Below are 20821 nucleotides of genomic sequence, written 5' to 3'. Positions count from 1 at the left end.
GATCATCCCCAGCACCCCAATAGGACGAGCCTAACGGGCCATTGCACGCGAAACAAGGAACAGAGGTGAGGGCGATTGCGTCAGGGGAAGACGTGTGTTTGTCACCAGCGTCGAACGGAGCATGTCAGGACGGGAGCGACAACCTTGAGTTATTTTCTTGGTGATGCGTTTTTGTAAAACGGGAAATTGATGTTACCATCGGGCATTGATTTGCCTATCGCTCATTCAGATTAGGAGCATCCCCATTGTCTTTCACGTGCTTTTTCAAAACTCAGGATCACCTCACCCCAAAACCCGGTTTGCGCGCGGCTGTTGTCGCAGCGGTTTTTTGTGCTGGCACGCCATCTTTTGCTGCTGACCTGCTCTTTGCGATACCGGATCGCATGGACCCACCGACGGCCCAATTCGTTGATGCCCTATTGATTGACGACCGCTTGGCCGAAGCGGGTATCAAGTTGGATGTCAGGTCTTATGCCGAGTTGGGGGGCGCGCGTGACGTTGTGTCAGAGATGTTCAAATCCGAGGCGGTCGCCTTGCTGAGCACGGATCTGCTGACCTTTGTGGCCCGCAATGAGGAGCAGGGGGCGGTGGTAGATATGCTGTCCGCCTATGAACGGTCCTATTTTGGTGTGCCGCCCAACTCTGACGCGACCGATCAGCGCCGACCGTTGGAGGTTGGGGCCACCGCGCTGTTGGGGGAATTGGGGCTTTATGGGCTGGCAAACTGGCCGTCATCCCCAAGCAGTGTTTTTGCATCCAATGCCGAAACGAATGTCGCAGATTTGCAGGGCCTGAAGCTGCGCACTGTCGGGACCTCTTCGGCGGAGATTTTCGAACAATTGGGGGCGGTGCCACAGTCGCTGCCGTTATCTGAAGTGTATCAAAGCCTGCAAGCCGGTGCGATTGATGCTGCCGAAGATCTGAGCGTTCCCAATGGGGCGCTCAGCAGGTTTTACGAGGCCTCACCCAATGGGGCCCTGTTTCTGGATGCAAAGGCGCGCACCGGGTTCTTTGTGATCGGGAAACCGGGGGTAGAGGCCCTGACGGCGCGGCAGTTGAAAACCCTGGAAAGCGCCGCGCAAAATGCGTCATTGGTGGCGCGTGAAACGTTGATCGGGACCTATAACGCAACCCTGCGCGAGGCGGAGGAAAACGGGGTGCGTGTGGCCAGCCTTTCGGCGGCTGTGCCTGAGGATTATTCGCTCGCCCAGGAGATCGCGCAAGCCTATGGGCTGAGCCCTGACGAGATACGCGACCTAATCGGAGATATTGACACTCCTGTGCCGCAACCGGCGCCGGGCCCGGCCCCGGATTCGCGCCAAGGGGATGGGCGCGCGCCGGAAATCTTTGTGGCGACATCGCGCAATGACGAGTTCGACAGCGATCTGCGCTTGCGGTTCGGCTACAAGATGGATGCAGACTCGCCGCTGCATTGTTTCAAACTGATCTATGCCCGGGACGCGAACCGCCGTTTTGGTGACCCTTATACCGGCGCTGTTGAGATTGGCCCAAGCGGAGTTAGCGCGGGCCCAGCTGATTGTGCCAAGCAGATTTTTGACCAGCAAGACCCCGGTCAACGGCTTACAATCCTGATCCATGGTTTCAACAACAGTTTCGAAGATGCGGTGAACTGGGCCGTGGCAGTGACCGAAGATCTGGCGATTGACGGTGATGTCCTGCTGTGGAGCTGGCCCAGCATGGGGCAATTGTCAGCCTATGTTCATGACCGGGACGGCGTCGAATTCAACAGTTTTTACCTAGAACCGTTTCTGGCGAGTTTGAAACTGCGCGCTGAGGCCGGCAAGGCGCAGGATATTTCGATCCTGGCTCATTCCATGGGGGGGCTTGTTGCCATAGATGCGCTGCGGTTTCTGGCCAAGCCGCCGCAAATGACGATTGGCAATGTGGCCCTGGTCGCGCCCGATGTGCGCCATGCCGTTTTCAAGAAAACCTTGCAGCAGGGGGCGGGGGTCAGTCCGCTCTGGTCGGTCTATGCCAATTCCAACGATGTGGCCTTGCTGGCCTCGTATGGGGTTAACAGAAACCCCGCCATTGGGCTTGGCGGTCGGCACAGGCTGATGGTTGCGGGGGTGGAAACGGTGGATGTCAGCGCCTTGGATCGCGACGTTTGCATCTTTTGGAAGTTGACCGGGGCGCGCTGTCGCAACCACACCCATGCCTTTGACGTGCAGCCGGTTGCCGATGACCTGGCCAAGCTTTTGGCGACCCGGGAGACTGCCACGGCACGTGGCCTGGCGCTAAAGCAGGTTGGGCCGGACAAACTCTATTATGAAATCGCGCCATGACGCGGGTTGTTTGAGGAGCTTGATTTGAGAGTAGAGATTTCTGATGCGACTGTGGACGAGCTGGAAAGCCTCCTTACCTATTTTCACATCTGCAAATTCGCCCCGGATGAGCAGCGGTTTTTCGTTGGTCATCCGCTTTTTGACGGCATCATCACCGCCGTCATTTCGGCATATATCGACGCTGCCGGTGAGAAAAAGGCCCAGGAGCTTCTGAGGAAGGACAGCCTACATCCTTACATGCGTGAGCTAATTTTGGACCAAGGCGCTCGAGCGTTGGAGTCCGGTACTGTCGCAATCACTGGCCTGGAGGGGGTGATAGACCAGATCGCCAGGCCCAGTATGCTGTCTCCACAGCTTAAGGCCGAGCTCTTGGCCAGCTTGAAGGAGCAAGGGAAATGACGCCTTTCGCTGCGGTTCCTATGAATAACGAATGAGAACACGGAGCCACAGCTTGCTGAGAAAGATCAGATTACTGCCTTTTCTGCTGCGCTGGTCATGGGCCTATCATGGTGGGTTTGGTGGCATGTCGGACGAGGTGAGATTGAAAAGGCTTGCACGCCTAAACGCAGAGAACGGGCCGAAGCAGGTCATCCTGACCCAACGCGCCGCTGCGCATTGGCGGCTGGGGCAGACGCAAGACGCCGTGACCCTGTTCCGACTTGCCAGAGAAAGCGAATTGGATTGGGGCGGTCGCAAGCGGCGGGATGTTTCGGAATATCTGGTGGAATACTGCGCGTATTGCGTCAATTTAGGGTCAGGACCCATTAATTCACAATGCTCAGCATGGAAAAATACGTGTTATCAGAGGTTTGAATTTCGCAGACAAGGCTGGTTGCCTTGGCAAGAAAGTCGAACCGCTGAGAGCGTGTATTTCTCCATGCCCTGCGGGTTCACCTGATTTTGCCCCAGCCTGCGTTATATACCCTTGAAATAGAACCACTATTCCTGCGGGCATATGCCTGGTCTGGAACAAAATCTGGTGAACTGAGCGTTGTGAATTAAGGGGTCCTGACCCTAATCCAACATGACGCTACGGCAGACGAAAACCTTGAGGCGCAGTTTGAACGGCTCAAAGCCTTGGCCGTCGCCGATATCGTAAAGGATGACTTTATGCCGATGCCGTTTTCGCCGACTGGTAAAGTTTTTTAATCCCGGATGCGCCTTTGGAACTGCCGATACATTATCCGAGCATGCGGTCCGAGCTTATCACTTATCTGGAGGAGTTGGCGGATCTTGAGTATCAAAGGCGGCATTGGCTTGGCGGGTCGCATGGTGCCAAGAGCATGTTCGACTATGCTGTACACTTCTTTTTCGACGATACGGATCTCGGCGAAGACCCCTCTGCCTGTATCGGTGTTTTTCTGTTTGATCAAAGCGAAGCGGAGCATCTGAGCAAGCTTGTGCAGGTGCTTGATGTGCTGATTGATCGGCATGGGACGACCTGTAACGACCAGCAATTCACGCAACTGCCCGAATGGCCGCATGTGACAAGGCTGGCGCGCGAGGCTTTGGAGGTTTGCAGAGGGCGGGGGTTGGACAGGTGCGGAGATGGGGAATGAGTGAGGCGCGCCTAAAGTGCTTTGTTGAGCATAGGTACAATCATTAGGATCGCTGTTGCGTCGCCAAAGGATTTTTGAACGCGTTGCGCGCGTTGGGTGGTCTTGTCTGACAAGGGGGTATCTGGGTGAGCTATTGCGCCAGTTGCCTTGCCGAAAACCCGAGATCCACCAGTTTGCCCACAAGTATTTCGGCGGTTTCTGGAGCGGCACAGCTTACAACAGGTTTTTGCCCAGCCAGACACATATCAATTGTGGCTTTTGCGTCTTTCAGGCCGAGTTGAGTGTGGGCTTTCAGTGCCTTGGTTGCAGCGACCTTGTCTGCACCGGCTTGCCAGCCAGATAATTCTAAGGACGGGCCGGGCACTGCATGCGGGTCGCCAAAGCGCACATAGTTTTCAAGGTAGACGTCAAGCGCCTCAGCCGTGCCCAAGGTGATAACGTGACCTTGTTCGCGATCAATCAGGAGCGGCGCATTCCCTGCCAAGGCATCGCTTGGGTGACCTGTCTTAAGAAACGCTTTGCTTTGGTAGGAAAAGACCCAGCCATAATCGCCCCACGAGATTGGTTTGGCCAGCAGGGTGAGGTTCGCGCCCATAGACTGTACGTGGTGCCTGGCAATCGCGCGGGCCATGTCGAGTGTGATCATAAACCGTTCCTAAAAATGCAAAAAATGTTGGCAGATGATAGTCGTCAAACAATGGGTTTCAAAATCAAATACAGAACCTATGTTCTCTGATCGAGTTCGTGGGTTGTAAAACGGGTATCGGAGCGTTGCATGAAACTGTTTTGGCTTGTGACTCTGTCTCTTCTGGTGATTGCCCTTTTGCCAGCCGTGGTGTGGATCAGGGCGATTGCAGCAGGTGGTGATCGTGTAACAACAGCTATCGAACTGAAAGAGTTTGGCCCATCTTCACTACAGGTACTTGATGAGGTGTTGGTGAGTAACAGTGAGGCGAGCTGCGCCAACCGGGATGACGCTGAAAACTGCGTGCGTTGGAAGGTTCCCAATGGGCGCAGCCTCCCTATCTATGTTGAGTTCATAACACGACAAGGTGTACCGATTTTAGTCATTCGTTCTCTACCGAAGTATTTTTTGTCGATAGGGCCCTCTTATGTTGGACGGTCTCATAAGGAACTGGAGAAATTCGTGGTAGACGCTCTTGGCGATGCGGTGGTTTCTGTCGAGCGGAAGAAAAGGTAAGTGCTATTCACGTTGCTTGGGCTTGTTAAGGATTTCATTGGAAGGTGACACTGATTGGCCTTGTTTCTTTGGAAATCGCGAAAAAGCCTAGACGCCCCGGCCCACCGCTGTTAAAGCAGCCCAATCGCGCGGCCCCGGGATTCGTTTCCGGGGTTGTTTGATGTTTTCACCGGGCACCTACGGGGGCCTAAACTCCTGAGGCGCAAGTCTCAAAAACATAGGCAGGGGCAACCCTGTCGTCTTAACGGAAAGTCACTAAGCATGGCACTCAAGTCGTACAAGCCGACGACGCCGGGCCAGCGCGGGCTGGTGCTGATTGACCGTTCGGAGCTGTGGAAAGGTCGCCCTGTCAAAGCCCTCACCGAGGGTCTGACAAAGTCGGGCGGTCGTAACAACACCGGACGTATCACTTCTCGTCGCCGCGGTGGTGGGGCAAAACGCCTTTACCGTATCGTAGATTTCAAGCGGAACAAATTCGACGTTTCGGCCACCGTGGCCCGCATCGAATATGACCCGAACCGGACTGCTTTCATCGCTCTCATCCAGTATGATGACGGTGAACAAGCCTATATCCTGGCCCCTCAGCGTCTCGCCATCGGTGACCGCGTTGTGTCCAGCGCCAAGGCTGACATCAAGCCCGGTAACGCAATGCCTTTCTCGGGCATGCCCATCGGTACTATCGTTCACAACATCGAGCTGAAGCCTGGCAAAGGTGGTCAGATCGCACGCGCCGCGGGCACCTATGCCCAGTTTGTTGGCCGTGACGGTGGCTACGCCCAGATCCGCCTGAGCTCAGGTGAACTGCGCCTGGTTCGTCAGGAATGCATGGCCACCGTTGGTGCCGTGTCCAACCCTGACAACTCCAACCAGAACTTTGGTAAAGCCGGTCGTATGCGCCATAAGGGCATCCGCCCATCGGTTCGTGGTGTTGTTATGAACCCGATCGACCACCCACATGGTGGTGGTGAAGGCCGGACCTCTGGTGGTCGTCACCCTGTGACACCTTGGGGTAAGCCAACCAAGGGTAAGCGTACCCGCAACACAAACAAAGCGTCGCAAAAGCTGATCATCCGCTCGCGCCACGCCAAGAAGAAGGGACGCTAATTAATGTCTCGCTCTGTTTGGAAAGGCCCCTTTGTCGATGCCTACGTCCTGAAAAAGGCCGAAAAGGTACGCGAGTCGGGCAAGAACGAAGTGATCAAGATCTGGTCGCGCCGTTCCACCATCCTGCCGCAATTCGTTGGTCTGACTTTTGCCGTTTATAACGGCCAAAAGCATATCCCGGTTTCCGTAACCGAGGACATGATCGGCCAGAAGTTCGGCGAATATTCCCCGACCCGGACCTATTACGGTCACGCGGCCGACAAAAAAGCCAAGAGGAAGTAAGCCATGGGCAAGGATAAGAATCCCCGCCGCGTGGCGGATAATGAAGCGATGGCCAAGTTGCGCATGCTGCGCACCAGCCCGCAGAAACTGAACCTCGTTGCACAGCTGATCCGCGGCAAGAAGGTGGACAAGGCCCTGGTGGACTTGACCTTCTCGAAAAAGCGTATCGCTGAAGACGTGAAAAAGTGCCTGCAATCTGCCATTGCAAACGCAGAGAACAACCACGGTCTGGACGTTGACGAACTGGTCGTCGCCGAGGCCTATGTTGGCAAGAACCTGATCATGAAGCGTGGTCGCCCACGTGCCCGTGGTCGCTTTGGTCGCATCAACAAGCCGTTCTCGGAACTCACCATCAAGGTGCGTCAGGTTGAGGAGCAAGCCTAATGGGTAATAAAACAAACCCGATCGGTATGCGTCTGCAGGTGAACCGCACCTGGGACAGCCGTTGGTACGCTGACACCAAAGACTATGGTGATCTGCTGCTGGAAGATCTCAAGATCCGCGAATTCATCCACGCCGAGTGCAAGCAGGCTGGTGTTGCGCGTGTGATCATTGAACGCCCCCACAAAAAGTGCCGTGTGACTGTTCACACCGCGCGTCCGGGCGTGATCATCGGCAAAAAAGGTGCTGACATCGAAGTTCTGCGCAAGAAACTGGCGGCGATGACCGACAGCGAATTGCACCTGAACATCGTAGAAGTGCGCAAGCCAGAGCTGGACGCCCAGCTGGTTGGTGAGAGCATTGCTCAGCAGCTGGAACGCCGTGTTTCCTTCCGCCGCGCCATGAAGCGGGCTGTTCAGAACGCCATGCGTATGGGTGCCCTGGGCATCCGCGTGAACGTTGCTGGCCGTCTGGGTGGTGCTGAAATCGCGCGTACCGAATGGTACCGTGAGGGCCGCGTGCCTCTTCACACCCTGCGTGCGGATATCGATCACAGCCAAGTCGAAGCTTCGACCCCCTATGGTATCATCGGGATCAAGGTCTGGATCTTCAAAGGCGAGATCATGGAGCACGATCCGGCAGCACGTGACCGCAAGTCACAAGAAATTCAAGACGGCCCAGCACCTCGTGGTGCCGGTGGTGGTCGTCGCGATAACCGGGGGTAACTATGCTTCAGCCAAAGCGTACTAAATTCCGCAAGATGCACAAAGGCCGGATCAAAGGCCTTGCCAAAGGGGGTTCTGATCTGAACTTCGGCACATACGGTCTGAAGGCTCTTGAGCCTGAGCGTGTCACTGCCCGTCAGATCGAAGCCGCCCGTCGTGCCATGACGCGTCACATGAAGCGTCAGGGCCGTGTTTGGATCCGCATCTTCCCTGACACCCCGATCACTGCCAAGCCTATCGAAGTTCGTATGGGTAAAGGTAAGGGGTCTGTTGACCGTTGGGCCTGCAAAGTGAAGCCGGGCCGCGTCATGTTCGAAATCGACGGCGTTGCCGAAGATATCGCCCGTGAAGCGCTGCGTCTGGCCGCGATGAAACTGCCAGTGAAAACCCGCGTTGTTGTTCGCGAAGATTGGTAAGCCTGACTAAGGTCTCGGTGGGGTCAAACCCCACCCTACCCAAAGATTGACCCCTGGCGTTGTCACGTCAGGGGTTTTTCTTTTTGCGCGAATTGTTAATGTCCTTGCACCCAGAGGGGGAGGGGCGTGGTGTTTTCGCATATCAAAGGCAAGATCAATCTGGCGGTGGTGAATGCTGCGGATAAGGGCAATCCGGTTGCCAAACGGGTGGTTGCCAATGAGATGCAGAAATTCGTTGAGACCCTGCCGGCGCAATCCCCATTGGTACAAGAGGATCTGATGATCCCGGATTTCACCCGCCCCCTGCCCGAGGCGGAACAGGGTGGGATGTTTGGCGATTACGAGTTGGTGCCGCTGGTGCCCAAACCGGTCAGTGGCTCGGATCTGGTGGGGCGGCGCATTGCTTCGGTGATGACGCGGCTGGGCTCCTATGGAATGGGTGATTTCGGCTTTGTCGGCCTGCTGTTTGAGGATGAGGACTGGCTGATCATCCCGATCACCGGGGCCGCCCATTGGGTACAGGTTGATGGCCGTATCCTTGAGCCGGATGGCGAAGGCGAGGGCTGGATCATCGATGGGGATGACCGGGCGCTGATCACGCGCCTTGAGGGGCAGGAGATCACCTCGGCCACTTTGGGGCGGGTCAGCCTGTCACTGCGGTTGGCCAATGGTGCTGAGCTGAGCATTGCCGAAGAGACAAGCGCGCGGCCGGTGTTTTCTGCGACCGGCCTGCCGCGGGCCTTTCTGCCGGAGGACAATCTGGCCGAGGCTGTGTTTCTAAGCCCGTCGGGCGAGTTGAGCGTGTAGAGCACGTTTGGAAACACACAGTTTCCGCCGCATTTGAACCGCATTTTAGTCAAAAACCACCATAAGATGAGGACGTCTTGTACCCGCATGATTGGAGAGTGCCATGGGTGGTGGATTGATATTCGGTTTGTTGGTGGCTGCCATCATGGGCGCTCCGTTTGTGATCGAGGGGAGCGGTGACGCTGAGGCGGACTCACCAGACAGCGGAGACACTGATCTGGGATTTCTGGGCGATGATGAAGAAAGCTCGGGCTTTGAGTTGGACGGCGACGGCATCCTGGCTGGGACCGAGGGCGATGACACCCTGACGCGGGATGATTTGGATACCTCTTTGGCTGAGGATGTCGAGGCTGGGGCAGGTGACGATCTGATTGATCTTAGCGCAGCTGAAGGGGAGACGGGCCTGGGCGTTGTGTCCAGCATCCGCTTTGATCTGGGCGATGGCGACGATACGCTGACGGGGCCGATTGCCGGTACTACGGTGTCTGGTGGCGCAGGGAATGATGTGATCGATCTCGAAGAGGTTTCAGGTGATCTTTCATCGATCAACGGCGGAGCGGGCAACGATACGATTGACCTCAACATGACCACAAATGTCGATGTTGACGGTGGCGAGGGTGATGACCTGATTAGTGGTATTGGACGCGCATTTGGCGGCACGGGTCATGTCATCGATGTAAATGGCGGTGATGGGAACGACACGCTGTCGGTTCAGGCGGTCACGGATTTCGATGAGCCTGGGGCCTTGAATGACAACCTGGAAGTGAATGGTGGCACAGGCACGGATCACTTTGTTGTGGCGCTGGATGAGGGGGCATTGGATGCTGATGACCCCACGGTCGGTGACGCATGGGATGATCTGGAAACTGCAGATGGCACCGCCTGGCGCGTCGAAGCGGCGGCGTTTGAGGATTTCGACCCGGCGACTGAAACGCTCGAATTGCAGGTAGAATCTGTCAATGACGACTACACGCTCGGCTCGATGCGGATCGAGGAAGAGGGTGTGATCGTGCGCTACGAAAGCACCGGAGAACAGCTCGACCGCGAGATTTTGATCCGCATGAATACCGAAGGTATGACAATGGATCAGGTGACGGTGGTCGAAGTCTGACCCCAGCATTAGAACCAACGGAAACAATTTGTTTCCAAATCGAATTAACCTGTTCTGACCCCGTAATCCCGCTAAAGTAGCAGTGTTTGCTGACTTTTGTGCTAAGGGCCAGGACCCCATAATTTGCAATACTCAGCATGGAAAAATACGAGTTATCAGTGGTTTGGATTGTCGCAGACAAGGCTGGTTGCCTTGGCAAGAAAGCCGAGCCACTTAGAGCTTGTATTTCTCCATGCCCTTCGGGTTCATGTGATTTTGCCCCAGCCTGTGTTATATACCCTTGAAATAGAACCACTATTCCTGCGGGCATATGCCTGGTCTGGAACAAAATCAGATGAACTGAGCGTTGTAAATTATGGGGTCCTGGCCCTAAGGTGTCATTATGGGACTAGGTGTTTTACTTGCTTTGTTTTCGCTCGCCCTGCTTGGGACCGCATTTATTGATAGCGGCAGCAGCGGCGGGTCGGAGGATGATGAACCTTCGAACCCGGATCTAGAAATCGACGATGAGGGGAACCTGTATGGGACCCAGGGCGATGATGTCATCACCTTTGACGATATCGATGATGGGATTGTGCCGACCACCATTTCCACCGGTGATGGCGATGATCTGGTGGATTTGCGGGTGCCCGAGAATTGGGTCGAAGACAACCCTGATATGAGTTTGAACGACACCGGTATTCCGGATGTCGTTGACATGGGCGACGGCGATGACACTTTTGCCGCGACCTATGGATGGCTGGAATTTGGTCACCACGTACTTGGCGGTGACGGTGACGATTCCATCCTGGCACCCGGGGCCTTTGAGGCAGAGGTTCATGGCGGGGACGGCAATGACACGATTGACGTGAGTGAATCCGCCTCAACTGTGGTCACTGGCGGCGCGGGCGACGACCACATCCTGACCTTCGTCGGGTACCCCGGTGGAACGGGCTTCTTTACCTCAACGTCGGGCGGTGAAGGCAATGATACTCTAGATGTCACTGTTGATCATGAGTTTTGGTTTCCAATCCAGGGTGAAGATTGGACCACTGATGGCGTTCTGGGCAACGGCGGGGTGGACCATTTTATCGTTGAATTGAATGAGGGGCTTGAACTGAGCGATGAGACCGTCTCCGACCCCGACGCACTGTCTCTATTCCAGGAAGACTTTAGCTTTCTGGAAAACTCAGACGGAACTGCAGTGAGAACAACGGCTTTGACTCTGACCGATTTCGATCCACAGACCGAAACCTTGCAGTTGAACCTGACCCCGGAAAGCGATCAGTTCGAGGTTGGCTCGGTCCGGATCGAAGGGGACGGGATTGTGGTGACATATATCCCGTTGGAATATCAGGAATACTTGCTACCGCGTGAGATCATGATCCGTTTGGACACAGACGGGCTGACCTGGGATCAGATCACCCTGGCTGGTGCTGATAACGCGGTGCTGTCACCGGTTGCGGCGTAAGGCCGGGTTGCGGCGGGGGGCGTCTGGGGATAGGGCGGTGGTGAACGCCTAACCTTCGGGATGTCCAAGATGTCTGAAATCAAATCGCTGTTTGCCACCCGCCTGTATCGCGCCCGCCTGTCCGAATTGGGAGCGGCGATTGACCCGGATGAGCTGGAGGCCTCTTGCTATTCCATCGCTGAAGATGACGAGGCCGGGCAGGAGTGGTGCGAGACCGAGGGCTATCCGGGCTATACCTCTTATGCCTCGCTGACCGATCTACCCTGGCGCTTTCCGATCTTTGGCGATCTGGTCAAGGTGCTGGACGCCCATGTGGCGGCCTTTGTCGAAGAGCTGGATTTTGACCTTGGCGACAAGAGTGTCGTGCTTGAGGATATCTGGATCAACATCCTACCCCCCGGCGGCACCCATTCCAGCCATATCCACCCGCATTCGGTGATTTCCGGCACTACCTATGTGTCGATGCCCGATGGCGCGGCCTCGCTGAAACTCGAAGATCCGCGCCTGCCGATGATGATGGCCGCCCCACCACGCAAGAAATCGGCGCGTGACGACCTCAAGACGTTTTTCTATGCCAAGCCCGAGGTCGGTGACGTGCTGCTCTGGGAAAGCTGGTTGCGCCATGAGGTCGGGCTGAACATGGCCGACGAAGACAACCGCGTCAGTGTGAGTTTTAACTACAAGTGGGAGTGAGCCGGATCACGCCACCGGTTGCAGGACGGGCGGAATGTGATCTCCGACAAAGGTGACGTCGTCCCAATCAAGACCAGCCCCCGCAGTGATCACCAGGTCGCGGGTGGGTTCCGTTTCGTGTTCATACCTGACAATCAATTGGGTCCCGTTTTCAATGCGGGCCGAGGTGATTTCGTAGCCGTCACCCGCAATATCGGCGTGGATTTCGATGTGATCCACACCCGTTTCAAAGTCCTCAATGTCTACGACCCCAAACCTGTAAGTCCCGTCGGGCTGGATGGCGTCATGTGAAAGCTCCGGGTCTGTTTCTTCGGAATAGAGCCCTTCGTTGAAATGGACTTGGAACAGATCCGCACCCTCGCCGCCATAAATGGAGTTGGGGCTGGCGAGGAAGAAGGAAACGTCGCCGCTGGTATAGGAAATCGTATCATCGCCCTCATCCCCGTATGTGCTGGCGAAATAACCTGCTCCCCTATCGCCTGGCCCCCCGGTTTCGATCAGGTCATCCCCTGGACCTCCGCGGATGGTGCCTATCGACCCTGCGGCATCCTCGACGCGGATCGTATCATCACCCTCGCCGCCATAAATTTCGGTCTCATCGATATAGGGTGCTTCGATCAGGTCATTGCCCGCTCCACCTTCGATGGTGCTGACACCGGCATGATCAAAGGACATGATATCATCCCCGTCCCCACCCTGCACATGGCTGAGCTCGACAGAGGCATCGATCGTGTCATCGCCTTCGCCCATGTCGATTTGTGACCACCACCAAGTTGCATCACGGGGTGTATCGTCGGGGCCGGTGACAGACAGGTTGAGCAGATCATTTCCCGCACCGGTCTCTAACGTGATGCCCTCAAAACCGCCATCACGCGCGTCGATGTTCAGGGTGTCATCGCCCTCGGTGCCGAGGATGCTGTCTCCGTCGATCTCGGTCAGGTCAAGCGGCTCGGTTGCCGAGCTATCCTCGTCACTGTCCGAACTGTCAGAGCCCATGAACAGGGGCAGCAGCAGACCAAGGGAAAGAAGACCAAGTAAAGCAATACTCATTGGGAAATCCTCAGTTGGCCGCCTGGGCGGTGGGTATCAAGACAGCCGGGATATGGTCGCCGGTAAAGGTGATGTCGTCAAAACTCAGCTCTGTGGTGCCGGTCGAAATGACAACATCCCGGATCGGGTCGCTGGCATGTTCATAGCGGATGATCAGATCCGAGCCTTCGATACGGGCCGTGGTCGGGGCGTAGCCGTCATTCTGGACCTCAAGCTCGATCTCGATTTGGTCAATGCGGGGTTCGAAGTCGGGCAGGTTCACCAAATCCAATTCTGCGACGCCATTCGTAACTAAAACCGAGCTATCTAAATCGGCCCGACCTTCATCAAAGGTGAGTTCGAACGTATCGCTTCCCTCATCGCCATAAACACTGGACGGGGACCATTCCTGCGGGTTTGTAATCGCTGAGCCATTGATGACCATCGTGTCATTGCCGGCACCGCCATGGCCAATCATAAAATAACCTGCGCCGCGGTCACCTGCCGTTCCGACATAGATACGGTCATCTCCCTCATCGCCATAAAGTCCACCGGCACCCCCACCGGTTAAGGTGTCGTTACCAGCACCGCCATGGGCAAAACCAGGTTCAGAATCCGTGATCAGGTCAATATAGTCGTCGCCCAAGCCACCATGAATTTCCCCGCCGCCTGAAAATTCATCTGCGTTGATACTGTCATTTCCGGGTCCGCCATCGATAAGGTTGCCATCTCCGATATACATGATGGTGTCATCGCCTTCGCCGCCGAGCACAGTGCTGCTGTTCAGCAAGGCGTTCTCGTAGGTTTCATAAACCCCGAAGGTTTCTCGGTCAGACAGATCCAGCAGATCATCTCCGGCACCGGCATCGATCAAGACGTCGTTATGCCCACCGTCGCGTGGATCGAGGTCAAGCGTGTCATTGCCGTCACTTCCGGCAAAGGAATTGAAGGGCAGCTCGGTGACCAGTTGCGGTTCATCTTCTTGCAAGACCGCCGGGATGTGGTCGCCGGTAAAGGTGATGTCGTCAAAACTCAGCTCTGTGGTGCCGGTCGAAATGACAACATCCCGGATCGGTTCGCTGGCATGTTCGTAGCGGATGATCAGGTCCGAGCCTTCGATGCGGGCCGTGGTCGGGGCGTAGCCGTCATTCTGGACCTCAAGCTCGATCTGGAGCTGGTCAATGCCGGGTTCGAAGTCGCCTATTATGATCGACTCCATGCGCCAGGTTCCGTCGGGTTGTTCAACGGACTCATGGTTGAAGTCACCACCTTCGTTCAAGGTTAACTCGAACGTATCGCTGCCCTCTCCGCCATAGAGGCTGTTGGGGCTATCATCATAAGCGTTTGAGATAGCAGAGCCTTCGAAAGCCAGTGTGTCGTCACCCACTCCGCCATAGCCCGTAACGAAATATCCAGCTCCGCGGTCCCCTACGCCAGAGACTTCGATCCTGTCATTACCTTCTTCACCGTATAAGCGGGCGGCTTCGACCCCTGACAATGTGTCGTTGCCTTCTCCGCCGTAGGCCTCGCCATATCCTTGACCGGATGTTGCAAGATGAAGCACGTCATCCCCCAAGCCGCCGATGATGGTGGATTGGCCTCCAAAATGATTGTCGATTGAGTCGTTGCCGGGTCCCCCGTCAATGAGGCTGGATTCTCCGCTGATATTGATCGTATCGTCGCCTTCCCCACCGAGCACGGTGCCGCCAACCCAATGCGCATCGACCCAGGTTTCATAGGACTCGCGCACGGCGTCTTCGTCAGACAGGTCAAGCAGATCATCCCCGGCCCCGGCATCTATCGAGACGCCGTTATACCCACCGTCGCGTGGATCGAGGTCAAGCGTGTCATTGCCAGAGGTGCCGGTATAGCTGTCGCCTTGAAGTTCGGTGATCGGGTCATCTTCGGTTGGCTCGGGATCGTCTGACGCCCCGTTATCATCCGATGTAAACATCAAAGGGGTCAGCAGACCCAAAGCCAGCAAAGCCAATAGTGCGACACTCATCTCAATACCTTTCCGCAATCGGGTCTGACGTTAGGGTCAGGATGCATTGATTTGACGCCACTGGTTTACCTGATCTTGTTCCTGACAAGACACATCGACGCGGAAATACTGGTTGTATTTCAAGGTGATGTAACGCAGATCAGGGGCAAGATCAGGTAAATCGTCCTGACGCGGGAAGCGCTGCAAAGCAGCGGCCTTGACCGCTTGAAATTGACCCTGCCAGTTCCTGCGCGCCCAAAACCTCTGCTTTATTGCTCTTCCTGCGCCAGTGACGCCAAATCAATGCATCCTGACCCTAATGAGCGACAGGGCAATGGTCAACTTTGAGGGTAGGAAACAGTTTGGTAATCGCCATGAGATAATGGAGAGGGGAGACATTGCCCGAGGCCGCCTGTGATCGCCAAGACGATATCCCTGCTTTTGCCCGCTCTGCTGCCCTCGTGGCGGTTTTTCAAGACGGTTGCGGCCTCGCCCCGGGTTGAGCTGCGGGTCGATGCGGGGGACTGGCAGGAGGCAAGGCCGATCCCGGAGCGGGTGGGTTTGGCGCGGATGGCGCGGCGGCTGGTTTGGAACCCAAGGCGGAATGAGCAGCTTTATATGGTCAGCTTGTCAGAGCGGCTGGCCGAGGACGGGCGCGACCATGCGCGGGCCGAGCTGGAGCGCCTGGTGCGCGCGGGTTTGACAGGGGGGGAGCGGTTTCAGTTTCGCTTGGTGTTCTTGCAGCGCGAGGGCACGCAGATCGTGAAATTCATCGATTATGAAAGCCCGGTTTTGCCGGTGGCCGAGCACGTGTCATGAGCCTGCCGGAGGTGGTGCAGGTCATGTCGGTGATGCTGGGGCTGGCCGTGGCACAGCAATCCGCCGAGCATCTGGCAGGCGCGCGGGATCGGCTGTTGTTTCTGCCGAGGTTGATTTTGGCGCTGGTGCTGGTTTCGGGCTGGCAGCAGGCTTGGGTCACCTGGGCGTTGTTTGCCTATGGGGTCGTGCTGCTGCACCGGTTTGACGGGCCGTACAATGGCGGCTCGGACAAGATGACCTTGCTGATCACGGCTTGTTTGTCGGCCTATCACCTCGCCCCGGATACACGCTGGCAAGAGATGGCGATGGCCTATCTCGCGGTGCAGCTGGTGCTGTCCTATTTCGTTTCGGGTTACATCAAGATCATCAAGGCGGAGTGGCGCAGTGGGGAGGCATTGTGCGATGTGTTTCGCTTTTCCGCCTATCCGGTATCTGAGCGATTGCGCGGCTGGGCCGAACGCCCGGGGGTGCTTTGGTTGATGAGCTGGGCGGTGATGGGGTTTGAGGTGCTGTTCCCGCTGAGCCTGTTGCATCCGGCGGCTTTGATCGGTGCTCTGGTGGTCGCCGGAACGTTTCATCTGGCCAATGCCTGCCTGTTCGGGCTGAACCGGTTTTTCTGGATCTGGCTTTGCGCCTATCCGTCGCTGATCTGGTTTCAGGATCGGGTGTTGGGGTAGGTGGCTTCTTTCAACGCGGTTCTTATCACGCGGAATCAAGGCCCTTGGGCCGCCGCGTGATCGCCGTCCCGCCCCCCGGGACGGCGATTTAGCTGGCGTCTGGGTGAACACGGATGATGGAAAGTGATTGGCTGAGATTAAGTGGCAGAAACGTATGCTTGTTCGCCAACCCGCGGGACGGCGACCACGCGGCTAACCGCTTCTAACCGAACAGGAAACCCCTCACGTCACCACGCGCAAAGTCAGGTTGATGCGCCCCCCTTGTGGCAAGAGGGTCGAAGAGCCAAAGCGCAGGCGGTCCACCCCGTGATAGGCCAGCCGGGCCTCACCACCCATCACCACCACATCCCCTGATTGCAGCCAGATCGATTCGGTTTTGCCGCCGCGTTCGACATTGCCCATGCGAAACAGTGCCTCATCGCCGAGGCTGACCGACACGACCGGATAAGCGAAATCGCTCTCATCTCGGTCTTGATGCAGGCCCATTTTCGTGCCCTCGCCATACCAGTTGATCAGACAGCATTGCGGCGCGCGATCCGGGGGCGTTCCGCCATTGGCAAGTGCTTGCCAGATGGCCAAAATTTGCTCAGGAATCGCAGGCCAGGGCGTGCCGTTTGGGTGCTGCGGCTCATAGCGATAGCCGCGCCGGTCGCTGATCCAACCATACTCCCCCGCCGCGCTCATGCGCACCGACATCGGTTTGCCCCGAGCGGTCACGGGTTGAAACAATGGCGCCTGGCGCAGCAGGTCACGCAAGGTCACAACCAGTGATTCCTGTGCGCTGCGGTCCAGAAAACCGCGATAGATCTCAAAGCCCTTTTGCCGGATCGGTGGGGAAATTGCGTGCTTCATACCTCTTTCTTGCCGGATTCCTAACATTCGCCAAGCAATTCTGCACAATTGCGGACACCGCGATGCTTGCAGGGTGCAGGATGGCTCCTTATATACCCTTCGAACGCGCTGGATCCGGCCGGTCCAGTGTTCATTGCAAAGCGGAGCCGGATGCCATAATGGGTCCATCGCTCCGAGATATCGCCTGTAACGAAAGGGATCGAAAACATGGCCAAAGTGATTGGTATCGACCTCGGCACCACAAACTCTTGCGTTGCCATCATGGATGGTTCTGCTGCCCGCGTTATTGAAAACGCAGAAGGCGCACGCACCACCCCTTCTATCGTCGCCTTTACCGACGATGAACGCCTCGTTGGCCAGCCGGCCAAGCGTCAGGCTGTCACCAACCCAGAAGCAACCGTTTTCGCGGTTAAGCGTCTGATCGGCCGTCGTACCACCGACGCCGAAGTCACCAAAGATAAAGACATCGTTCCATACGCCATCGTTGACGGCGGCAATGGCGATGCATGGGTCGAAGCCAAGGGTGAGAAATACTCTCCTTCGCAGATCTCGGCCTTTATCCTGGGCAAAATGAAAGAAACCGCCGAGAGCTATCTTGGCGAAGAGGTGACCCAGGCGGTCATCACCGTTCCTGCCTATTTCAACGACGCTCAGCGTCAGGCCACCAAAGATGCCGGTAAAATCGCCGGTCTCGAAGTGCTGCGCATCATCAACGAGCCGACCGCGGCTGCGCTGGCCTATGGTCTGGACAAGAAAGAAAGCAAAACCATCGCCGTTTATGACCTTGGTGGTGGTACTTTCGACGTGACCATCCTGGAAATCGACGATGGTCTGTTCGAAGTGAAATCGACCAATGGCGACACCTTCCTGGGTGGTGAAGACTTTGACATGCGCATCGTCAACTACCTGGCGGATGAGTTCAAGAAAGAGCATGGTGCCGACCTGACCAAGGACAAGATGGCCCTGCAGCGTCTGAAAGAAGCCGCTGAAAAAGCCAAGATCGAACTGTCCTCGGCCACGCAGACCGAGATCAACCAGCCGTTCATCACCATGGATCCAAACTCCGGTGCCCCGCTGCACCTGGTGATGAAACTGACCCGCGCCAAGCTGGAAAGCCTGGTGGGTGACCTGATCAAAGCTTCGATCAAACCGTGCCAAGCGGCTCTGAAAGATGCGGGCCTGTCCACATCCGAGATCGACGAAGTCGTTCTGGTTGGTGGTCAGACACGTATGCCAAAAGTCATCGAAGAGGTGACCAAATTCTTTGGCAAAGAGCCACACAAAGGCGTGAACCCGGACGAAGTTGTTGCCATGGGCGCGGCCATTCAGGCCGGTGTTCTTCAGGGCGACGTTAAAGACGTGGTTCTGCTGGACGTGACCCCGCTGTCGCTGGGCATCGAGACCCTGGGTGGCGTGTTCACCCGTCTGATCGACCGCAACACCACCATCCCGACGAAAAAGTCTCAGGTCTTTTCGACCGCCGAAGACAACCAGTCGGCTGTGACCATCCGGGTTTTCCAGGGTGAGCGCGAGATGGCAGCGGATAACAAGATGCTCGGCCAGTTCAATCTGGAAGAGATCCCGCCAGCCCCACGTGGCATGCCGCAGATCGAAGTGACCTTTGACATTGACGCAAACGGCATCGTCTCCGTTGGCGCCAAAGACAAGGCCACCGGCAAAGAGCAGCAGATTACCATTCAGGCCTCGGGAGGTCTGTCGGATGACGATATCGAGCGCATGGTGCAAGAGGCGGAAGAAAACGCCGAAGCCGATAAAGAGCGCAAGGAACTCGTCGAGGCGCGCAACCAGGCCGAGAGCCTCGTGCATTCCACCGAGAAATCGGTTGAAGAGCATGGCGACAAGGTGGACCCATCCACCGTTGAGGCGATCGAACTGGCCGTTGCCGCGCTGAAGGACGATCTGGAGAAAGACGACGTTTCTGCAGAGAAACTGAAGGCTGGCATCCAGAACGTGACCGAAGTTGCGATGCGCCTGGGCGAAGCGATCTACAAGGCACAGGCCGAGGAAGCGGGTGATGAACCTGCCGCCGCGGATGATGCTGGCCCGGCGGCGGGTGACGATGACATCGTTGACGCCGATTTCGAAGATCTGGGTGACGACAAACGCGCATAAGCGCCTGTCGTAGTGATCGGGGCCGGTCCGGGCATTGGACCCGGGCTGGCCCTTTTCCTTTCCTGGAAAGGAGGGCTTAGATGTCCAAGCGTGATTTTTATGATGTCCTGGGAGCGGCCAAAGGCGCCTCTGCGGATGAGCTGAAGAAAGCTTATCGCAAGAAGGCCAAAGAGCTGCACCCGGACCGCAATGCCGACAATCCCGACGCAGAGGCGCAGTTCAAGGAAGTGAACGAAGCCTATGACGTGTTGAAGGATCCGGAAAAGAAAGCCGCCTATGACCGCTATGGCCACGCCGCCTTTGAGGGTGGTATGGGCGGCGGTGGCGGACGTCCTGGTGGCGGCTTTGGCGGCGGCCAGGGTGACTTTGCCAGCGCGTTCTCCGACGTGTTTGACGACCTGTTCGGCGATATGATGGGCGGTCGCGGTGGCGGCGGGCGTCAGCGCGCAACGCGTGGGTCCGACCTGCGCTATAATCTCAGCGTGACTCTGGAAGAGGCCTATTCCGGCCTGCAAAAGACCCTGAACGTGCCAACCACAGTGCAATGTGGCGAATGTGACGGCTCTGGCGCCGAAGGCGGCGCAGAACCGACCACATGCCCGACCTGTTCCGGCATGGGCAAGGTGCGCGCGACCCAGGGGTTCTTTACCGTGGAACGCACCTGTCCGACCTGTTCCGGTCTGGGGCAGATCATCAAGAACCCGTGCAAAGGCTGCGGCGGCACGGGCCGCGTGCAGAAAGAGCGCGCGCTGTCGGTGAATATCCCGGCGGGCGTGGAAACCGGCACCCGCATTCGCTTGTCTGGTGAGGGTGAGGCCGGGATGCGCGGGGGGCCTCCTGGCGACCTCTATATCTTTATCGAGGTCGAAGAGCATAAGATCTTTGAACGCGAAAGCACCGAGCTGCATTGCCGTGTGCCGGTCTCGATGGCCAAGGCGGCACTGGGCGGCGATATCGAAGTGCCAACCATTGATGGCGGCCGCTCGCGGGTGAAAATCCCATCAGGCAGCCAATCGGGTCGCCAGATGCGCCTGCGCGGCAAGGGCATGCCAGCCCTGCGCGGCGGTGGCACCGGGGATATGTTCATCGAATTGGCGGTGGAAACGCCGGTCAACCTGACCTCGCGCCAAAAGGAATTGCTGCGCGAATTCGAAGGTCTGGCAGAGGATAACAACCCCGAAAGCTCCAGCTTCTTTTCTTCGGTGAAGAATTTCTGGGATTCGATGAAGGGGTAAATTCCTGCTCGTGTTAAGACTTTGAGAACGGCACCCTTTCGGGTGCCGTTTTGCTTT

Annotated in this window: 23 protein-coding genes; 18 read left to right on the top strand and 5 right to left on the bottom strand. The window is 56.8% G+C overall.

Annotated features, from left to right (window positions below; translation table 11 throughout):
• Positions 1-245 precede the first annotated feature (245 nt).
• From dctP to CLV87_RS20900, 4 genes are all read left to right on the top strand, one after another.
• Complete coding sequence (gene dctP / locus CLV87_RS20915) at positions 246-2306, top strand: TRAP transporter substrate-binding protein DctP (protein WP_099248276.1); 2061 nt, start codon at positions 246-248, stop codon at positions 2304-2306.
• A 24-nt stretch (positions 2307-2330) separates the two neighbouring features.
• Entirely contained in the window at positions 2331-2705 is a 375-nt protein-coding gene (locus CLV87_RS20910) for a hypothetical protein (protein WP_133840866.1), read from the top strand.
• A 52-nt stretch (positions 2706-2757) separates the two neighbouring features.
• A complete protein-coding gene (locus tag CLV87_RS20905; RefSeq protein WP_133840865.1) occupies positions 2758-3204 on the top strand; it encodes a hypothetical protein in 447 nt (148 codons plus the stop codon).
• A gap of 265 nt (positions 3205-3469) precedes the next feature.
• Positions 3470-3865 carry an SCO4402 family protein gene (locus CLV87_RS20900; protein WP_133840864.1) on the top strand — a complete coding sequence of 132 codons (396 nt, stop codon included), beginning with the start codon at positions 3470-3472 and terminating at the stop codon, positions 3863-3865.
• A 130-nt stretch (positions 3866-3995) separates the two neighbouring features.
• Here the strand turns inward: CLV87_RS20900 and CLV87_RS20895 are convergent, their stop codons facing one another.
• A complete protein-coding gene (locus CLV87_RS20895; RefSeq protein WP_099248282.1) occupies positions 3996-4511 on the bottom strand; it encodes a ribosomal protein L7/L12 in 516 nt (171 codons plus the stop codon).
• A gap of 129 nt (positions 4512-4640) precedes the next feature.
• Between CLV87_RS20895 and CLV87_RS20890 the strand changes: the two genes are divergently transcribed.
• The 10 genes from CLV87_RS20890 to CLV87_RS20845 all read left to right on the top strand — a co-directional run bounded on the left by CLV87_RS20890 (position 4641) and on the right by CLV87_RS20845 (position 12035).
• Entirely contained in the window at positions 4641-5066 is a 426-nt protein-coding gene (locus CLV87_RS20890; RefSeq protein WP_099248284.1) for a hypothetical protein, read from the top strand.
• Positions 5067-5327: 261 nt separating this feature from the next.
• The gene (gene rplB / locus CLV87_RS20885; RefSeq protein WP_099248286.1) at positions 5328-6170 is read left to right on the top strand and encodes a 50S ribosomal protein L2; all 843 of its coding nucleotides are present in this window, start codon (positions 5328-5330) and stop codon (positions 6168-6170) included.
• Between the two features lie 3 nt (positions 6171-6173).
• Positions 6174-6452 carry a 30S ribosomal protein S19 gene (gene rpsS, locus CLV87_RS20880; RefSeq protein WP_099248288.1) on the top strand — a complete coding sequence of 93 codons (279 nt, stop codon included), beginning with the start codon at positions 6174-6176 and terminating at the stop codon, positions 6450-6452.
• A gap of 3 nt (positions 6453-6455) precedes the next feature.
• A complete protein-coding gene (gene rplV / locus CLV87_RS20875) occupies positions 6456-6836 on the top strand; it encodes a 50S ribosomal protein L22 (RefSeq protein WP_099248290.1) in 381 nt (126 codons plus the stop codon).
• The gene (gene rpsC, locus CLV87_RS20870; RefSeq protein WP_099248292.1) at positions 6836-7558 is read left to right on the top strand and encodes a 30S ribosomal protein S3; all 723 of its coding nucleotides are present in this window, start codon (positions 6836-6838) and stop codon (positions 7556-7558) included. Before rplV ends, rpsC begins: the two co-directional genes overlap by 1 nt.
• A gap of 2 nt (positions 7559-7560) precedes the next feature.
• Positions 7561-7974 carry a 50S ribosomal protein L16 gene (gene rplP, locus CLV87_RS20865; protein ID WP_099248294.1) on the top strand — a complete coding sequence of 138 codons (414 nt, stop codon included), beginning with the start codon at positions 7561-7563 and terminating at the stop codon, positions 7972-7974.
• 126 nt (positions 7975-8100) lie between these two features.
• Positions 8101-8781 carry a hypothetical protein gene (locus tag CLV87_RS20860; protein WP_099248296.1) on the top strand — a complete coding sequence of 227 codons (681 nt, stop codon included), beginning with the start codon at positions 8101-8103 and terminating at the stop codon, positions 8779-8781.
• A gap of 103 nt (positions 8782-8884) precedes the next feature.
• A complete protein-coding gene (locus tag CLV87_RS20855) occupies positions 8885-9892 on the top strand; it encodes a calcium-binding protein (RefSeq protein ID WP_099248298.1) in 1008 nt (335 codons plus the stop codon).
• Positions 9893-10274: 382 nt separating this feature from the next.
• Complete coding sequence (locus CLV87_RS20850; RefSeq protein ID WP_133840863.1) at positions 10275-11342, top strand: hypothetical protein; 1068 nt, start codon at positions 10275-10277, stop codon at positions 11340-11342.
• A 69-nt stretch (positions 11343-11411) separates the two neighbouring features.
• On the top strand, positions 11412-12035 hold the full coding sequence (locus tag CLV87_RS20845) for a TIGR02466 family protein (protein ID WP_099249287.1): 624 nt from the start codon (positions 11412-11414) through the stop codon (positions 12033-12035).
• Between the two features lie 6 nt (positions 12036-12041).
• Here CLV87_RS20845 and CLV87_RS20840 read toward each other — a convergent pair whose 3' ends face one another.
• The 3 genes from CLV87_RS20840 to CLV87_RS23990 are packed head-to-tail and all read right to left on the bottom strand — an operon-like array spanning position 12042 to position 15255.
• Positions 12042-13085, bottom strand: coding sequence for a hypothetical protein (locus CLV87_RS20840; protein WP_099248302.1), 1044 nt, complete (start codon positions 13083-13085; stop codon positions 12042-12044).
• Between the two features lie 10 nt (positions 13086-13095).
• Positions 13096-15069, bottom strand: coding sequence for a hypothetical protein (locus CLV87_RS20835; RefSeq protein ID WP_099248304.1), 1974 nt, complete (start codon positions 15067-15069; stop codon positions 13096-13098).
• 36 nt (positions 15070-15105) lie between these two features.
• Positions 15106-15255, bottom strand: coding sequence for a hypothetical protein (locus CLV87_RS23990; protein ID WP_166652816.1), 150 nt, complete (start codon positions 15253-15255; stop codon positions 15106-15108).
• A gap of 207 nt (positions 15256-15462) precedes the next feature.
• Here CLV87_RS23990 and CLV87_RS20830 point away from each other — a divergent pair, with 207 nt between their 5' ends.
• Positions 15463-15867: a hypothetical protein gene (locus CLV87_RS20830; protein WP_099248306.1), complete on the top strand. Its 405-nt coding sequence runs from the start codon at positions 15463-15465 to the stop codon at positions 15865-15867.
• On the top strand, positions 15864-16544 hold the full coding sequence (locus CLV87_RS20825; protein ID WP_099248308.1) for an HTTM domain-containing protein: 681 nt from the start codon (positions 15864-15866) through the stop codon (positions 16542-16544). The genes CLV87_RS20830 and CLV87_RS20825 overlap by 4 nt, the downstream gene beginning before the upstream one ends.
• 222 nt (positions 16545-16766) lie before the next feature.
• Here CLV87_RS20825 and CLV87_RS20820 read toward each other — a convergent pair whose 3' ends face one another.
• The gene (locus CLV87_RS20820; protein WP_141561261.1) at positions 16767-17396 is read right to left on the bottom strand and encodes an alpha-ketoglutarate-dependent dioxygenase AlkB family protein; all 630 of its coding nucleotides are present in this window, start codon (positions 17394-17396) and stop codon (positions 16767-16769) included.
• Between the two features lie 207 nt (positions 17397-17603).
• Between CLV87_RS20820 and dnaK the strand changes: the two genes are divergently transcribed.
• On the top strand, positions 17604-19529 hold the full coding sequence (dnaK, locus tag CLV87_RS20815; RefSeq protein ID WP_099248312.1) for a molecular chaperone DnaK: 1926 nt from the start codon (positions 17604-17606) through the stop codon (positions 19527-19529).
• Positions 19530-19609: 80 nt separating this feature from the next.
• Complete coding sequence (gene dnaJ, locus CLV87_RS20810; protein WP_099248314.1) at positions 19610-20764, top strand: molecular chaperone DnaJ; 1155 nt, start codon at positions 19610-19612, stop codon at positions 20762-20764.
• Positions 20765-20821: the final 57 nt, after the last annotated feature.

It is taken from the genome of Pelagimonas phthalicica, assembly GCF_004364805.1.
Classification (GTDB): Bacteria; Pseudomonadota; Alphaproteobacteria; order Rhodobacterales; family Rhodobacteraceae; genus Pelagimonas; species Pelagimonas phthalicica.
This window is presented reverse-complemented; position numbering and strand designations above follow the sequence as displayed.

Bases quoted from the DNA above. Each gene is read 5' to 3' on its own strand.
- CLV87_RS20855 (WP_099248298.1), top strand. From the start codon at position 8,885: ATGGGTGGTGGATTGATATTCGGTTTGTTGGTGGCTGCCATCATGGGC.
- rplP (WP_099248294.1), top strand. From the start codon at position 7,561: ATGCTTCAGCCAAAGCGTACTAAATTCCGCAAGATGCACAAAGGCCGG.
- CLV87_RS20845 (WP_099249287.1), top strand. From the start codon at position 11,412: ATGTCTGAAATCAAATCGCTGTTTGCCACCCGCCTGTATCGCGCCCGC.
- rpsS (WP_099248288.1), top strand. From the start codon at position 6,174: ATGTCTCGCTCTGTTTGGAAAGGCCCCTTTGTCGATGCCTACGTCCTG.
- rplV (WP_099248290.1), top strand. From the start codon at position 6,456: ATGGGCAAGGATAAGAATCCCCGCCGCGTGGCGGATAATGAAGCGATG.
- dnaK (WP_099248312.1), top strand. From the start codon at position 17,604: ATGGCCAAAGTGATTGGTATCGACCTCGGCACCACAAACTCTTGCGTT.
- dnaJ (WP_099248314.1), top strand. From the start codon at position 19,610: ATGTCCAAGCGTGATTTTTATGATGTCCTGGGAGCGGCCAAAGGCGCC.
- CLV87_RS20850 (WP_133840863.1), top strand. From the start codon at position 10,275: ATGGGACTAGGTGTTTTACTTGCTTTGTTTTCGCTCGCCCTGCTTGGG.
- CLV87_RS20835 (WP_099248304.1), bottom strand. From the start codon at position 15,069: ATGAGTGTCGCACTATTGGCTTTGCTGGCTTTGGGTCTGCTGACCCCT.
- rpsC (WP_099248292.1), top strand. From the start codon at position 6,836: ATGGGTAATAAAACAAACCCGATCGGTATGCGTCTGCAGGTGAACCGC.
- CLV87_RS20840 (WP_099248302.1), bottom strand. From the start codon at position 13,085: ATGAGTATTGCTTTACTTGGTCTTCTTTCCCTTGGTCTGCTGCTGCCC.
- CLV87_RS20820 (WP_141561261.1), bottom strand. From the start codon at position 17,396: ATGAAGCACGCAATTTCCCCACCGATCCGGCAAAAGGGCTTTGAGATC.
- CLV87_RS20890 (WP_099248284.1), top strand. From the start codon at position 4,641: ATGAAACTGTTTTGGCTTGTGACTCTGTCTCTTCTGGTGATTGCCCTT.
- CLV87_RS20825 (WP_099248308.1), top strand. From the start codon at position 15,864: ATGAGCCTGCCGGAGGTGGTGCAGGTCATGTCGGTGATGCTGGGGCTG.
- CLV87_RS20895 (WP_099248282.1), bottom strand. From the start codon at position 4,511: ATGATCACACTCGACATGGCCCGCGCGATTGCCAGGCACCACGTACAG.
- rplB (WP_099248286.1), top strand. From the start codon at position 5,328: ATGGCACTCAAGTCGTACAAGCCGACGACGCCGGGCCAGCGCGGGCTG.